Below are 15,898 nucleotides of genomic sequence, written 5' to 3'. Positions count from 1 at the left end.
ATTAGTGCTGGTTTAAGCGAGGGCTTATTGGAAATCTTGCATGTTCCAGTTGCCGATATCTGCAGCCGGACCTTCGCCGCCTTCTTGACCATCAGCGCCTAGAGTAAAGATATCAATCGTGCCATTGTCACCAGGGCTTAGGTACTGGTACTCGTTGCCCCATGGATCAGATGGTAGACGCTTGATGTAGCCACCGTCACGATAGTTACGTGGCTCTGGGTTAGAAGGCTTATTCACCAATGCATCTAGACCTTGGTCTGTCGTTGGGTAAACGCTGTTATCCAGCTTGTACATGTCCAACGCGTTTTCCAATGCCACGATGTCTGTGATCGCCTTTTGTTGGTCTGCTTTTTCTTTGTTACCTAGTAGGTTAGGAACAACAACACTCGCCAAAATACCTAGAATAACAACAACAACCATTACTTCTAATAGAGTGAAGCCTTGTTGCTTACTGCGCTTAAATTTCATTATTTTCTCCGAAAGTTAGATTCAAGCCGTGCCATCAATAGACACGACTTAACTCGAATTTTATCCGCTCATCAAGTTATTCATTTCCAACATTGGCATCAATGTCGCCATTACGATGAAAAGAACGAGACCAGCCATCAGTGCAATTAACACTGGAGTGAAAATCCCCAAAGCGATATTCACTGTAGATTCAAAGTTTTGGTCTTGGTTGTCAGCCGCACGGGTTAGCATGCTCTCTAGTTCACCACTCTGCTCACCACTAGAAATCATGTGCAGCATCATTGGTGGAAACAAGCGAGTTTGATCCAACGCTTTGCGCAGACTTGCACCTTCACGTACGTTGTCAGCCGCCACTAAGACCTGTTGTTTCACGTATCGGTTTGACATAACGTCCACCGCGACGCGCATACCTTCAAGAATAGGAATCGCACTTGAAGTACAAATCGATAACGTGCGCGCAAATCGAGACGTATTAAGACCTCGAGAGATTTTGCCTAGCAAAGGCAGACTGAGGATTTTTCTGTCCCATGCTAAACGGAAATTGGGTCTTTGCAGTGCGAGTTTCAAGCCATAGAAAAACACCACCAACACAACAAAGATGATTAAACCCCATTCTTGGACAAATTCACTGGCTGACAACAATACTTGCGTCGACTGTGGTAGCTCTTGCCCCATTTGAATGATTGGTTCGATGATTTTCGGCACCACAGAAGAAAGCAGTAACGACACGATACCCACCGCAAACACCACAAGCACCACAGGGTAAATCATGGCTTGAAGCAGTTTATTACGCATCTTCTGGCGGTTTTCTACGTATTCCGCTAATCGCTCCAGTACCGCATCTAAGTGGCCAGATTTTTCACCAGCAGCCACCATAGAACGGAATAGCTCATCAAACACATGTGGGTAATCACCCAAACTGTCTGCCAGCGGATAACCCTCCGTCACTTTTGAGCGCACTGCTGCGATCATCGAACGAATACGCGGCTTTTCAGCTTGCTCAGAAACAGCTTTTAAACACTCTTCCAATGGCATACCAGATTGTACAAGCGTTGATAGCTGACGCGTAATCAAGGCAAGTTCTGCGGTTTTGATACCACGTTTGAAGCCAACCGAACCACCTGAAGACTTAGCGGCTTTCGCTTTGGCTTCCATCACCTCAACAGGGATCATGCCCTGCTCTTTTAGGCGTTGGCGCACCTGACGGGCGTTATCCCCTTCAATAGTGCCTTTCTTTTGTTTGCCTTTCGCATCCAGCGCTTTGTATTCAAATGCTGCCATTACGCTTCCTTGGTCACTCGCATGACTTCTTCAAGAGAAGTGATACCACGGTGAACCTTACTTAAACCATCACTACGAATACTTGGTGTGTGTGCACGTACGGCTTTTTCAATTTCTTGCTCACCCGCTTCACTGTGGATCAGCTCTTGAACCTTCTCATCCACCATCAGCAGTTCATGAATACCAGTACGTCCACGGTAACCTTTCTGGTTACACACTTCACAACCTTTAGCACGATGCAAAGTCAATGATTCGTGTTCTTCTAAACCAAACAGCTTCTTCTGTTCTTTATCCGCTTCGTATGGTTCTTTACAGTCAGAACAAAGCGTACGAACTAGGCGCTGAGCTAGCACGCCCAATAGCGAAGAAGAAATCAGGAATGGTTCGATACCCATATCGCGTAGACGCGTGATTGCGCCAACTGCGGTATTGGTGTGTAGCGTTGACATTACTAAGTGACCAGTCAAAGACGCTTGTACGGCAATCTGTGCGGTTTCTAAGTCACGGATCTCACCGACCATCACGACGTCTGGGTCTTGACGAAGAATCGCACGCAAACCACGCGCAAAAGTCATGTCGACCTTCGGGTTCACTTGCGTTTGACCGATGCCATCGATATCAAATTCAATCGGGTCTTCAACGGTAAGAATGTTGCGCTCGTTGCTGTTGATCTCTTGTAAGCCAGCATACAAGGTGGTCGACTTACCCGAACCTGTCGGACCGGTCACCAATATGATGCCATGAGGACGACCAATCAAATGACGGAAGTTATCATGCACAGACGGCGTCATACCCAAACTATGCAAATCAAGACGAGTCGCGTTCTTATCCAACAGACGCATTACGACACGTTCACCATGTGATGAAGGCATGGTCGATACACGCACGTCTACTGCACGACCACCAATACGCAGCGAAATACGGCCATCTTGAGGTACGCGTTTTTCTGCAATATCAAGCTTCGCCATTACCTTCACACGAGAAACCAGCAAAGGAGCGAGCTTACGGCTTGGGGTTAAGACTTCACGCAATACACCATCAACACGGAAACGAATCGAAAGGGTTTTCTCAAACGTCTCGATATGGATATCCGACGCCCCTTCTTTGATCGCTTCACCAAGCATGGCGTTAATCAACTTGATGATTGGTGCATCATCTTCAGACTCCAACAAGTCTTCATCGTGCGGCAATTCTTCCGCTAAAGAGAAGAAGTCATCACTGTCTGCACCAATGTCTTCCATCAACTGACGAGCTTCAGAAGAGTCTCGCTGATAAGCTTCAGTGAGCTTTTTGTCGAACGCTTCTTTATCCATCGCTTGAGGGATGAAGTTTTGTTTTAGAACTCGGCGTACTTCAACGAGAGCCGCAGGATTGAGCGGCTCTACGTAATACAGAATTGGAGGGCGCTCAGGGTGCTCCGTCTCCAATACCAGTTTAAAGCGGTTGGCAAAACTGAATGGCAGACGGCGCATACTTGGCGCAGTGTCTAACATATCAACCATTATTCTTTACCATCTGATCGATGAAGGCTTGGATTTCAGCAGGGTGCTTACGTTCCTGACCAAATTCAGGCATCACTGGAATGTTTGAATCATCCATCAGTTTCAAACCTTCTTGTGCTTTGTATAGCTGCTCAGCACGGATGAAGTTGTACTTACGCTGCGTAATACCATCAGCCGTCATACCATCACGGATAATGGTCGGCTTGATGAACACCATCAAGTTACGCTTCTCAGTTTGTGTGCTGGTTGATTTAAACAGATGACCAAGCACTGGAATATCGCCCAGCAGTGGCACTTTAGATTCACTTTCAAGCGCACGCTCATCAACTAGACCACCAAGAACCAGCATTTGACCGTCTTGAATCATTACTGAAGTGTTCAATTGGCGCTTAGCAAAACGCACGTCAACAGCACCATTTGCACCTAGCACGTTAGAAACTTCTTGTTCAATGTTCAGTTGAACAGAGTCACCTTCGTTGATCTGAGGAACCACTTTCAGTTTGATACCCACTTCCTTACGATCGACCGTTTGGAATGGATTGTCATTGTTTGAACCAGCAGTAGAACCAGTAATTACTGGCACTTCCTCACCAACAATGAATGACGCTTCACCGTTATCCATTACAGTAATGCTTGGAGAGGACAGAATGTTTGAGTTTGAATCCGATGACACTGCCGTAATCAGTGCAGTCCAGTCACCCATCATGATGCTCATTGCTGCACCGTTAACACCACCAAGAGCGGATGCTAGGGTCGAATAGTCACCTTTCACTGTCGTTTCTTCGTAGTACTTAATCGCACCAGTATCTGAGTCACGAATCGGTTTCTTTTCAGTCGTATCTTTCGCTTCTTCCAAACCAACCATCACCTGACCAATCGGTGCACCAGTGTTGCCGTATTGGATAACCGCACCCGTTTCCAACGAGCCCCATTGAACGCCAAGGTTAATACCATCACCTTCCGACATTTCAACGATTAGCGCTTCAATCAATACTTGCGCACGACGGATATCCAACTGAGAAATCACGTCCTGCAGTGCCATCATGATATCTGGCGGAGCCGTCAGTACGAGCGAGTTAGTAGCCTCATGAGCTGCAATCACCACTTCACCACGTTTTGCAGAAGATGAACCACCTTTTTGACCCGCTTGTTTCTCAGCCTGTAGGTTATCAGAAACACCTTTTAGTACATCAACTAGGTCTTCTGCTTTAGCGTACTTGAGGTACACCACGCGGTTGTTACCTTTAGTCGCCATTTCGACATCAAGTTGACGAATCAAACGCTTCAGACGAGCACGTACTTTTGGGTCACCAGAAATCAGGATTGAGTTGGTACGCTCATCCGCTACGATTTTTGGTTCTAGGAATTCAGGTGTGCTTTTTTGGTTCGTCGTTTTGTTCAGGGCATCAACGATACGAACCATTTCAGAAGCAGATGCATTACGCAGCTCAACCACTTCGATCTCTTTGTCACCCGCTTGGTCAACACGCTTGATGATTTCAGCAAGGCGGTTAACCACCGCAGCACGACCTGTGATCAAAATGATGTTAGCAGGGTCATAGTGCACGACGTTACCCGCGCCCGCATTATCGATAAGTTGACGCAGTAGCGGCGATAATTCACGAACCGATACGTTACGCACCGCTACCACACGTGTAATCACGCTGTCGCCTTGCGCACTGTCATCGCCCAAAACTGGAATCGCAGAGGTTTTTGAATCTTTCGCCTTGATGACTTTTAGTACGCCGTTGTCCATTTCCACAACAGCATAGCCATACACCTCAAGAACGTTAAGGAAGAAGCTATAGTATTGCTTTTCGTTAAGAACGTCGTAGCTGCGTACGTCGATTTTTCCGCGTACCGATGGGTCAACGATGATGGTCTTCTCTAGGTTACGACCAACAATGTTGATGAATTCTTGAATGTCTGTGCCTTTGAAGCTAGCACTAAACTCGTTCGCCATCGCACCCGGTGCGCAGAGTAGTGTACCCGCTAGTAACCAAGCACTTTTGCTAAACCAATGTTTCACGTATGTCTCCCTGAACTTACGCTGGTTGCCTAAGTATTACAATTGGATATAGATGTCGTACTGTTGGCCATCACGCTCAACAGTCAAATTCAATTCTTGCGGATCGTTCATCACTTGCATCAGTTCTACTGAAGATGATGGATCACTTAAATCGATCCCGTTTAATTGCACCGCAATATCACCAGCTTTTAGACCGACATCATTAAACAGTGCCGCATCACGTCCTGGTGAAACGCGATAGCCGACAATCCCTCCGTCTTTCTTAACCGGAGAAATGTTGATGTACTTGAATACGCTTTGCGGATCTTTAGCAATTTCCGCACGGATTTGATCAACCTTTTCACTCACCGCGGATGAGTTATTTGCTTTTTGAGCTTTGGGTTGATTAACCGGTCGACTTTCAGACAGTTTGCTGTACTCGATGCCTTGTAGCATCAAGGTTTCGTCTCGACCTTGGTTGTCAATGATCACGCGATCGACCAATACCGCTTTTAATTCTGCTCGTGTGCCGTCAATTTCTTCGCCAATACCATATGTCGCTTGCTTACCTCGATTGGCAATAACCGCCAAACTCGTTTTTGCGTTGCTGCTCGCAACTGCACCAACAAGTGTTAGGTTTAAGCGGGTTTTAGGCGCATCTTGCACGACAGGTTGTTCTATTACGACCGGCTTTTGCTCAGTGTACTTCCCGAACAAATTGGCATTTTGGAGGGCGTTAAAATCAATCGCGTCTTTTTTACTCGTTGACGCAACAGCACTTGCTGACGGCTTCCATTGAGCCACATCAGAAGTTTGAGGCATTGCTAGCCACACCACTTTGCCAAGTATCCAACCCGTCATTGCTATAAATAGACAAGTAAGAAGCACACTAAGTTTCGCTTGAATGGTGTGATTGTTGGACTTAATCTGAGCCAGTAGCGGGCTGCTTGCTAATCCTGCACTTAGCTCTAAACGCTTCACTGAATTGATTCCTTTATTCTTACGTCCGTCGACCTTAAGTATAAGTCAAAGAATGTCGACCCTATCTTGCTAAAATTGCAATAAAATTACTACTCAACAAAGAGCAGTGAACTATATCACAAGTTCCTTTTCATACCTTTTTCTTATGCCGTTTTTGCCAACTCCCTTGAAAAAAAACAGCCTTGGCACCATCTGTAGGTGAATAATCCACCAGTCACTGCGCCATTAATGCAGTGATTAGATTGCACAGAGTTCTATGAGTTCCGTAAATGAAGCCGTAAGGCTAGATAAATGGCTGTGGGCTGCCAGATTCTATAAAACCCGCTCTATCGCTCGTAATATGGTCGATGGCGGTAAAGTCCACTATAATGGGCAACGAAGCAAACCAAGCAAAATCGTTGAATTGGGTGCTGAGATTCGCCTTCGTCAAGGTAACGAAGAGAAGACGGTGATCATCGAGAAAATCTCTGATCAACGCCGAGGCGCACCTATCGCTCAAACGCTATATCGCGAGACTGAATCAAGCATCAGCCAACGTGAAGAGCATGCGATGCAGCGCAAACTCAACGCCCACAACCCAAGTCCGGAACGCCGCCCAGATAAGAAGCAGCGCCGCGACATCATCAAGTTCAAACACCAATAAAAGCCGGAATTACCGACGAGGAAAGCACTCCATGGCAAATAATGTTTTAAACCGCTACCTATTCGAAGATCTTTCAGTACGTGGCGAGTTGGTTCAATTGGATGAAGCATACCAACGTATTATCTCCAGCAAGGAATATCCGGCAGCACTGCAAAAACTGTTGGGTGAGCTACTCGTTTCAACCACTCTTTTAACTGCAACTTTGAAGTTCGAAGGCTCAATCACTATCCAACTACAAGGTGATGGTCCTGTATCACTAGCTGTCATTAACGGCGACCACGATCAGAAGATCCGCGGCGTTGCACGTTGGGAAGGCGACATTGCTGAAGACGCAAGCCTGCACGACATGATGGGTAAAGGCTACCTGGTGATCACCATCGAACCTAAAAAAGGCGAACGCTACCAAGGCGTGGTTGGTCTAGAAGGTGAAACGCTAGCTGACGTTATCGAAGGTTACTTCGCAAACTCAGAACAGCTAAAAACACGTCTTTGGATCCGCACTGGTGAACATGAAGGCAAAAAGCACGCAGCAGGTATGATGATTCAGGTAATGCCAGATGGTACAGGTACACCTGAAGACTTTGAGCACCTAGAGCAACTGACTGCGACAGTGAAAAACGAAGAGCTGTTCACACTACCTGCAAATGAACTGCTTTACCGTCTATACAACCAAGATTCTGTTCGCCTATACGAACCGCAACCGGTGGAATTCCACTGTGGTTGTTCTCGTGAGCGTAGCGGTGCAGCGATCATTACTGTTGATAAAACTGAAATTTATGACATTTTAGCTGAAGAAGGATCAATTTCTTTACATTGTGATTACTGCGGCACGTCATACACGTTCAACGAACCTGAAATTACCGAACTGTATACGCAGGCAACTTCAGACAATAAAACAGTGCATTAATTTTCATAGCTTAACAAGCATGTAATTTACCCTTCAAAAGGCCAGCGCAACGCTGGCCTTTTTGTGATCAAACCCTCGTATAACTTGGCTTTCCACGTAATAAAGCAACCGCTTAATTTTAAATAATTAATAATTCTTTTGCCCTAGCGCAAAGGTTTGCGCCCACGATAAACTATTCGCACCAATATGTGACGGGTTACCTAAAACCACATTGAAATCATGGATAATTTTTGAACTATATCCCTGTTTTCTCCCCGCCCCGTTGCTAGCATGGTGAGCAGATAAAAATTAAAACATTCTTACAAAATCCCTACAAAAATCCTTATAAGGAGCACCTATGACCGTTATGGAACATACAAAGGCTGCAACACTTGATCTAACCAAACACGGACTGCATAACGTTAAAGAGGTTGTTCGCAACCCAAGCTACGAAATGCTGTTTGAGGAAGAGACCCGTGCTGACCTAACAGGTTATGAACGTGGTGTGGTTACAGAACTCGGCGCGGTTGCCGTAGACACTGGTATCTTTACTGGTCGCTCACCAAAAGATAAGTACATTGTTAAAGATGCAACGACAGAAGAGCACATGTGGTGGACTTCTGACGCAGTGAAAAACGACAACAAACCAATCAACAAAGAAGTATGGGACGACCTAAAAGAGCTAGTGACCAACCAGCTTTCAGGTAAGCGTCTATTTGTGATTGACGGTTATTGTGGTGCAAACCCAGACACTCGTTTGAGCATTCGAGTGATCACAGAAGTTGCATGGCAAGCACACTTCGTGAAAAACATGTTCATCCGTCCAACAGAAGAAGAGTTGGCAACGTTTGAACCTGATTTCGTCGTAATGAACGGCGCGAAATGCACGAACGAGAAGTGGGAAGAGCACGGTTTGAACTCTGAAAACTTCACCGTATTCAACCTAACAGAGCGCACTCAGTTGATCGGCGGTACTTGGTACGGCGGCGAAATGAAGAAAGGTATGTTCGCCATGATGAACTACTTCCTTCCGCTGAAAGACATCGCATCAATGCACTGTAGTGCAAATATGGGTGAAGAAGGCGATGTAGCAATCTTCTTCGGTCTGTCTGGCACAGGTAAAACAACCCTATCTACTGATCCTAAACGTGCACTAATTGGTGATGACGAGCATGGTTGGGATGACGACGGCGTATTCAACTTCGAAGGCGGCTGTTACGCGAAGACCATTAAGCTATCTAAAGAAGCTGAGCCTGATATCTACAATGCTATCCGCCGTGATGCACTATTAGAGAACGTAACGGTTCGTAGCGATGGTTCTATCGACTTTGATGATGGTTCTAAGACTGAAAACACTCGTGTGTCTTACCCACTGCATCACATCGACAATATCGTTAAACCAGTATCGAAAGGCGGTCACGCAAACAAAGTGATCTTCCTATCGGCTGATGCGTTCGGCGTACTTCCTCCTGTGTCTAAACTGACACCTGAGCAAACGAAGTACCACTTCCTATCTGGCTTCACCGCTAAGCTGGCTGGTACTGAGCGTGGCATCACGGAGCCGACGCCAACCTTCTCGGCATGTTTCGGTGCGGCATTCCTAACTCTACACCCAACTAAGTACGCAGAAGTGCTAGTGAAACGTATGGAAGCAGCAGGTGCAGAAGCTTACCTAGTGAACACTGGTTGGAATGGCAGCGGCAAGCGTATCTCTATCCAAGATACACGCGGCATTATCGATGCAATCCTTGATGGCTCAATTGAGGATGCGAAGACTAAGCATATTCCTATCTTCAACCTAGAAGTGCCTACTTCACTTCCTGGCGTGGACCCAAGCATCCTTGACCCACGTGATACCTACGTTGACCCATTACAATGGGAAAGCAAAGCAAAAGACTTGGCAGAGCGCTTCATCAACAACTTTGATAAGTACACTGACAACGCAGAAGGTAAATCACTAGTGGCTGCAGGTCCTCAACTCGACTAGACCACTCGCTAACTCTTCGTGACTTAGCTACAAAAATAATCGTCAAGCCCCTCTTTTGAGGGGCTTTTTATTGAATCTGCCTCAAGATTGATACAAGCTTAAACCTATCTTAGTAAGTCGAGACTCTCACACTTACTTCATATTACTTACAGGTTTTGGCAGGGATGAAAACAGCAGTTCGAGTTCTACTTCTTATACTCATAGTGACGATTGCAATTCCGGTTGTCTTTGTGGGGATGCTGACCACCTCTTATTCTCGCCAAACATGGAATCTATTTTCTGATCTAGTCGACCTACCGCTGCATGCAGATAAGGTGCAATACGAATTTCCTTATCACCTCACCCTCAATGGAGTGGCGACAAAACAAAAAAACTTGCCTTTCATTGAGCAAGTCGATCTATGGCTGAACCCCGATGTTCGTCGTGGCGGAAATTGGATTGTCGACAGTCTGTTGATTGATGGTCTGAGCCTGCAACATGGCATGCCAACATTGCCGACGCTCAGCAATGTTTATTTCCATCAAATCGCGTTAAAGAACATCGATTACGCAGATGATGCATTCAGCATTAATGGCTTGAATGTACAGATCCAAAACCCAATTTGGTCGAGCGATGCTCAGCAAATACCTTATGGTGAGGTTCAACTTTCGGCTGATCAATTGTATTGGAATGGCGAAGCTTTCGATAAGTTGCTTATAGACTTGGATTACAAAGCCCAAGACAGCACGCTTTACGGCGCTTCATTTAACTGGCGTGGCAGTGAAGTCTCAGGACAAGGCGAACAGTACCCACAAGGCTGGTCACTGGTGAATGTGACCCTTGATAAGCTGAAAATCGATAACCTACAGTTGCAATCTTTACTCGCTAAACCATGGCAAGCGTTGCCAATTAATATCAACCATATCAACAGCCTCGATCTCCTGAATGCAGATATTGAGTACGGAGATTGGCATTGGCACAACCTTGAGTTATCAGTAGAAAACGCCTCTCTGCCACTGTCATTTTGGAAAACAACAGCACAGGTTTCTTTGCAAGCTGACAGCGTTAGTTTCCAAGACCAAACCGCAATTGAGCCTCGTTTGAACGCCCAACTCAAGCCGGAGTCAATCCAACTACAAGAGCTAAGCTTTGATTGGCAGCAAGGTAGTGTGCAGGTATCTGGTGAGTTCGAGCCACAACATTGGAAAATCAACAGCGCAACCATCAATGGATTGAAATGGGCTATCCAACCTGACGATAAGACCGACTGGTGGCAAATCGCCACAGAAAGGCTCCAGCAAGTCGATGTGAAGCAGTTAGAGATTGAACGCAGCCAAGTTATCCAGTTATCTAAACAACCTTACTGGCAGCTTTCTGGCTTGAATTTGGAAGGTGACCAGCTCGAAGTAAAATACCGCAATGGTCACTGGGGAATTTGGAACGGTAAGCTTGATGCTAGCGTAGTAAACGCAAGTTACGATCAAGTAATCACATCACACGCAGCCATTTCTACACAGAGTGACAATGGCTTGTGGCAACTGACACGTTTGTTTGCACCGTTAGAGCAAGGCTATATCGAAGGCTTAGGGCAAATCGATCTCAGCACCACCAGCCAACCTTGGGCGTTGAGCCTCAACGCCGATGGGATTCCCTTGCAATTGCTTCACCCCTATTTGCCAACGGTGCTCGCGGTCAATGGCTTCTCAGATCTAAGTCTCGACTTAAAAGGCTTAGCCGGCGATCAAAACATGCTTGCTTACAGCTTATCGGGCGAAGTGGAAGCCAACTTACGTGATACCACCTTAAAGTCACAAGCGGATGCTTCACTCACAGCGATCACTTTGAGCCCTTTGCGTTTGGCAGCTCAACGTGGTGCTGTTGAGCTTCAACCGGTGACCATTTCAGGCGAAGCCATCTCGGGCAATCTGTCTGGTGAGTTTGATATGGCGAACAACCCGTTAAGTGGCGTGATTTACCAACTCCAAGAAGCGTGTGGTTCAATCCAAGGTGATGTGCTAAGTGGCGAAGTCAAAACAAATGAATGCACAAATACATCAAAACAGACTGAATCAGTAAAACCAGCAGAATCAGAACAGAGCTCGTCAAAAACAACAAGCCGCACCAGTATTGATCCCATCAACTTAGAACAATATGAGGAAGAGTTAAGTGAGGTTGTAGAGGAAGAACAAGAATCAGCCGTAGCGCCGCATTCAGAAGAGCAACTTATCTCAGAACAAAAAGACGTAACTAAAGATTCAAGCCTTGAAGCGCAGACCTCAGAAGAAAAGGTCTCCGAAGAACGTGCCAATCTAGCAACAGATAAAACCAAGACAGAACTAGGCGCATCAGAAAACCAAGATGCGCCACAAGAAACACCAGCGCCTAATAATCTAACAGCTGAGTAGCTTAGAGTAATTTGGCAGCAGCATGTATGTGCCTACAAAATCCACGGCAGGCACATCTCCACTGTAAATCACTACGTGGATAACGATACGCGCTTTACGACCTGAAGCAAGTCTATCCAAGTCACCACTGATACCATCTAACGACGTGCTCGCGACTGGGTTCTCTTCAACAGGATGGCGATAACGAATCGAGCTATCCGCCAACACAATATCACCGTGCAAACCGCGCTCTTTCATCAACAGCCACGTCATGCCCCAGCCAGTTAGCGTTGCTAGGGTAAACGCAGAACCGGCAAACATGGTGTTGTGCGGGTTCAGGTTTGGATTGAGCTGCGCACTGCATTCAAACTGATAGCCAGTGTACTGGTTAATTTTGATCCCCATTTTGTCTGCAATCGGGATCTGCGCTTCCCAACGCTGTTGCAGCTCGGTACACCAATCAGGACGACGTAGCACATCCGCCATTGGGTCAAGCTGTTTAACCATTTGTTGGTGACGCACGGGACCACGTTCATCGGTCAGCTCACCGCGACGCTCAAAACCATTCTTCTCATAGAAGGCAATCGCATCTTCACGGGCATTACACACCAGACGCTTCGCCCCTTCTTGTCGAGCTAACGACTCAAGCGCCACCAGCACTAATGAGCCCATGCCTTTACTGCGACGGTTGTTCTTCACCGCCATATAGCGGATCTGACCATCGTTATCTGGGGTAATGTACAAACGACCAATCGCCATCGGACGACCACGACTGTCGGTAATCATGCGGTGATGGCTCATGCCATCGTACTCATCACGCTCGGAGCCTACAGGCATACGCCAAGGTTCGCGCAGCAACTGCCAACGAAATTGATAGTACTTGTTGAGCTGATTTTCTGTTTTTGGAGTTATGAGTTTGAACATATCAATCCTTTGAAAGTACAAATCAAATGAAAGCCTTAGGAGAAAATACCCAAGCAAATTCAATTTACTTGGGCTTAAAGCTTAGACCATGATGTTGTGGTTGCCAGATTAGACCTGTAGCCAAAAAGTCACTGGACCGTCATTAATTAATGACACTTTCATATCTGCCGCGAAGCGACCGCGTTGTGTTGGCAGTTCTTGCTCACACAAATCCGAGAAATAGTCATACAGACGTTCTGCATCCGCAGGGTGCGCGCCACGAGAAAAGCCTGCGCGAGTGCCTTTTTTGGTATCCGCTGGTAACGTAAATTGAGACACCACCAAAACCTTACCGTTCACTTGTTTGACGTTAAGGTTCATTTTGCCTTCATCGTCTTCAAACACACGATACGTGGTTACGCGCTCCATCAAACGTTTTGCTTTTGCTTCATCATCGTCCTTCTCTACACCAAGTAGGACAAGTAGACCTTGGTCGATTTCACCGACAACTTCACCGTCTACACGAACGGCGGCTTCACTGACTCGTTGAATTAGCGCTATCACGACTCTCGCTTCCTTCATCTGTTAATTGCAATTCAGCGGTCGAGTGTATCATTTCTAGGTCGTCACTCCAGTGCTCTCTTTCCCCCAGAGCAGCAGTCACTTCCGCGCCAATCAATACGATCAGCCAGCACAGATACACCCACACAAACAGGATCGGAATCGCGGCGAGCGCACCGTAAATCAGCTGATATGACGGGAATTGAGTAATGTAGAAAGCAAAGCCTTTCTTACTCAGTTCAAACAGCACAGCGGCAATGGCGGCACCAACCGCACCATGGGATAGGTAAACCTTTTTGTTTGGCACTAAGAAGTACAACCCCATGAACGCAAAGAAGGACAACAGTAAAGGTAACCAACGTAAAAACAGGTTGTAAGCGCCCGATAAGGTTTCGTTTTCAATCAGCTTTAGCGATGTCACGTAGGAGGTTGCAGCAATACTTGCGCCGACTAGAATCGGACCAAGGGTCAACACCATCCAATACATGGAGAAAGAAAACACTGGACGACGTTTATCTTTCACTCGCCAAATGTAGTTTAAGTTCTTGTCGATATTCGAAATCAGCATCAAAGCGGCAACAAACAAGAACGCACCACCTACGGCGGTCATCTTGCCTGTGTTTGAGACAAACTCTTGCAACGCAACTCTGACTGCATCACCAGAAGCAGGGACAAAGTTATCAATGATGTAACCTTGCAAGATTTCGCCCACATTCTCAAATACCGGAAACTTCGACAATATCGACAGCAATACCGTCAACATCGGCACAATAGACAACAAAGTGATGTAAGCTAAATAGCCTGCATTAACGTTGACGCGATCGTGCGTCATACGCTTGAGCAAATATTTGAAAAACGCGACGCTCCCCGGCACGAGCTTGCTCAATCTCACCTTGTAACTCTCTGATAACTGGTTCATAGTTCATCCCATAAATTAGCGTCGAGGACATAAGAATGCCTTATTTATTAGCAATTGTACTATCAATTTTCACTTTGACAGGATGTCAGTCCGCATATTATTCAGCAATGGAACAAGTGGGTTACCACAAACGTGACATTATGGTTGATCGTGTGGAAGACGCCAAAGAATCGCAGCAAGACGCACAAGAAGAGTTCACCAGCGCGCTAGAAGCTCTTTCTGCGTTAACTAACTTTGACGGCGGTGAGCTGGAAAGCGTCTACAACAACATTAACGACAAATACGAAGACAGTGAAAAAGCGGCGCAAGATGTACGCGACCGGATTGCTGCAATTGAAGATGTGTCAGATGCTCTGTTTGATGAATGGCAAGGCGAGCTAGACCTATACACCAGTGCGAAACTGCGTCGCTCTAGCGAACAGAAGTTGCGTGAAACCAAAGCGTCTTACAAAACCATGCTTAACGCTATGAAGCGTGCAGAAGACAAAATGACGCCAGTATTGAATACGCTGCGTGACAACACGCTTTACCTCAAGCATAACTTGAACGCGAGCGCGATCGGCTCACTGAAAGGTGAATTCTCTAGCCTAGAGAAAGACATTCAATACGCAATCAAACAAATGAATGCCGCGATTGCTGAGTCAGATAAGTTCTTACAGCAGCTGAATCAAAAGTAATTCGATAAAGCCTCCTCCTCGTGAGGAGGTTTTTCTATCTAACGACCAAACTATCCCTCGCTCCGTCAGTTACCGGCATACCTACCAAGCTCTATCTTTACTCCCGACCTTCTACCTCAGCAACTAAGCCCATTACTTGTCGAACAAACACCCCCCGTTCAGCTACGCTTCCCCATAGCACTTCAACCACTTCATACCCCAGTTCAGTATAGGTATCGACTAAGGTTTGATGGATTTGTAGCGCCTCTTTAAAACTGTGTGGACGCACATCATCTTGAACATAAATAGAGGCTTCAGGTCGACATGTAAGCACCTTACTCTGGTACCCAGCACTCTCAATCAAGAAGGCTTGTAACGGGACAGCCGCCCACTTTTAAATACGCCACGATGTCTGGGATAGCACGGTCAACAAAAGCGACCGGATGATTCAGCGCTTCTCGCTTTTGCTTGCCCATTAACTCAAGGCATAAGTTGGCAAACTCAGGTAAATTCGTCCAAGGCAAAATACCATTGTCCAATTGGCTTTGCTGCTCAATCAAGGTACGTGAACCTTCAGCAAAGGTGGTGTACCCCAGCTCGCCTAACGCATTCAACAAGGTGGTTTTACCTGCACCCGGACCACCAGTGATAACAATTGGCGTCATCGTCTTATTCCTTCAGATACAAAAAGCCCCGAGCATAACTCGGGGCTTATTCTTAATCGAATCCGTTACAGCAAA

Annotated in this window: 13 protein-coding genes and 1 pseudogene; 5 read left to right on the top strand and 9 right to left on the bottom strand. The window is 46.4% G+C overall.

All coding sequences use genetic code 11. The features are described 5' to 3' along the window. Positions 1-24 precede the first annotated feature (24 nt). From gspG to gspC, 5 genes are read right to left on the bottom strand one after another with little or no spacing between them, the layout of a single operon-like run. Positions 25-468 carry a type II secretion system major pseudopilin GspG gene (gene gspG / locus NL647_RS14455; protein WP_005434493.1) on the bottom strand — a complete coding sequence of 148 codons (444 nt, stop codon included), beginning with the start codon at positions 466-468 and terminating at the stop codon, positions 25-27. 60 nt (positions 469-528) lie between these two features. After that, positions 529-1,749, bottom strand: coding sequence for a type II secretion system inner membrane protein GspF (gspF, locus tag NL647_RS14450; protein WP_009698980.1), 1,221 nt, complete (start codon positions 1,747-1,749; stop codon positions 529-531). After that, positions 1,749-3,251 carry a type II secretion system ATPase GspE gene (gene gspE, locus NL647_RS14445; protein WP_005448500.1) on the bottom strand — a complete coding sequence of 501 codons (1,503 nt, stop codon included), beginning with the start codon at positions 3,249-3,251 and terminating at the stop codon, positions 1,749-1,751. Before gspE ends, gspF begins: the two co-directional genes overlap by 1 nt. Beyond that, positions 3,244-5,280 (bottom strand): type II secretion system secretin GspD, encoded by a 2,037-nt coding sequence (gene gspD / locus NL647_RS14440; protein ID WP_009698982.1) that lies wholly within the window; start codon positions 5,278-5,280, stop codon positions 3,244-3,246. Before gspD ends, gspE begins: the two co-directional genes overlap by 8 nt. Positions 5,281-5,316: 36 nt before the next feature. Next, a complete protein-coding gene (gspC, locus tag NL647_RS14435; RefSeq protein ID WP_009701537.1) occupies positions 5,317-6,240 on the bottom strand; it encodes a type II secretion system protein GspC in 924 nt (307 codons plus the stop codon). Between the two features lie 256 nt (positions 6,241-6,496). Between gspC and hslR the strand changes: the two genes are divergently transcribed. From hslR to NL647_RS14415, 4 genes are all read left to right on the top strand, one after another. Further along, complete coding sequence (hslR, locus tag NL647_RS14430) at positions 6,497-6,883, top strand: ribosome-associated heat shock protein Hsp15 (protein WP_005448506.1); 387 nt, start codon at positions 6,497-6,499, stop codon at positions 6,881-6,883. A 31-nt stretch (positions 6,884-6,914) separates the two neighbouring features. Further along, on the top strand, positions 6,915-7,790 hold the full coding sequence (hslO, locus tag NL647_RS14425) for an Hsp33 family molecular chaperone HslO (protein ID WP_253650340.1): 876 nt from the start codon (positions 6,915-6,917) through the stop codon (positions 7,788-7,790). Between the two features lie 337 nt (positions 7,791-8,127). Further along, positions 8,128-9,756 (top strand): phosphoenolpyruvate carboxykinase (ATP), encoded by a 1,629-nt coding sequence (gene pckA, locus NL647_RS14420; protein WP_005448514.1) that lies wholly within the window; start codon positions 8,128-8,130, stop codon positions 9,754-9,756. A gap of 164 nt (positions 9,757-9,920) precedes the next feature. Next, complete coding sequence (locus tag NL647_RS14415; RefSeq protein WP_253650339.1) at positions 9,921-12,140, top strand: AsmA family protein; 2,220 nt, start codon at positions 9,921-9,923, stop codon at positions 12,138-12,140. On the opposite strand, the gene NL647_RS14410 is transcribed toward NL647_RS14415, so the two are convergent. From NL647_RS14410 to NL647_RS14400, 3 genes are all read right to left on the bottom strand, one after another. Beyond that, positions 12,126-13,043 carry a bifunctional GNAT family N-acetyltransferase/hotdog fold thioesterase gene (locus tag NL647_RS14410; RefSeq protein ID WP_005448516.1) on the bottom strand — a complete coding sequence of 306 codons (918 nt, stop codon included), beginning with the start codon at positions 13,041-13,043 and terminating at the stop codon, positions 12,126-12,128. The genes NL647_RS14415 and NL647_RS14410 overlap by 15 nt on opposite strands. Positions 13,044-13,151: 108 nt before the next feature. Then, positions 13,152-13,586: a D-aminoacyl-tRNA deacylase gene (dtd, locus tag NL647_RS14405; protein ID WP_005434513.1), complete on the bottom strand. Its 435-nt coding sequence runs from the start codon at positions 13,584-13,586 to the stop codon at positions 13,152-13,154. After that, entirely contained in the window at positions 13,558-14,502 is a 945-nt protein-coding gene (locus tag NL647_RS14400) for a virulence factor BrkB family protein (RefSeq protein WP_253650338.1), read from the bottom strand. The genes dtd and NL647_RS14400 overlap by 29 nt, the downstream gene beginning before the upstream one ends. Before the next feature lie 35 nt (positions 14,503-14,537). Here NL647_RS14400 and NL647_RS14395 point away from each other — a divergent pair, with 35 nt between their 5' ends. Further along, a complete protein-coding gene (locus NL647_RS14395; RefSeq protein WP_005448522.1) occupies positions 14,538-15,179 on the top strand; it encodes a DUF2959 domain-containing protein in 642 nt (213 codons plus the stop codon). Between the two features lie 97 nt (positions 15,180-15,276). Here the strand turns inward: NL647_RS14395 and NL647_RS14390 are convergent. Next, positions 15,277-15,823 (bottom strand): annotated as a pseudogene (locus tag NL647_RS14390) (AAA family ATPase). Between the last annotated feature and the right edge of the window lie 75 nt (positions 15,824-15,898).

Source organism: Vibrio sp. Y29_XK_CS5 (assembly GCF_024181835.1).
Lineage (GTDB): Bacteria > Pseudomonadota > Gammaproteobacteria > Enterobacterales > Vibrionaceae > Vibrio > Vibrio harveyi.
Note: the sequence above shows the minus strand (reverse complement) of the source record. Positions and strands in the feature narration are given on the sequence as shown.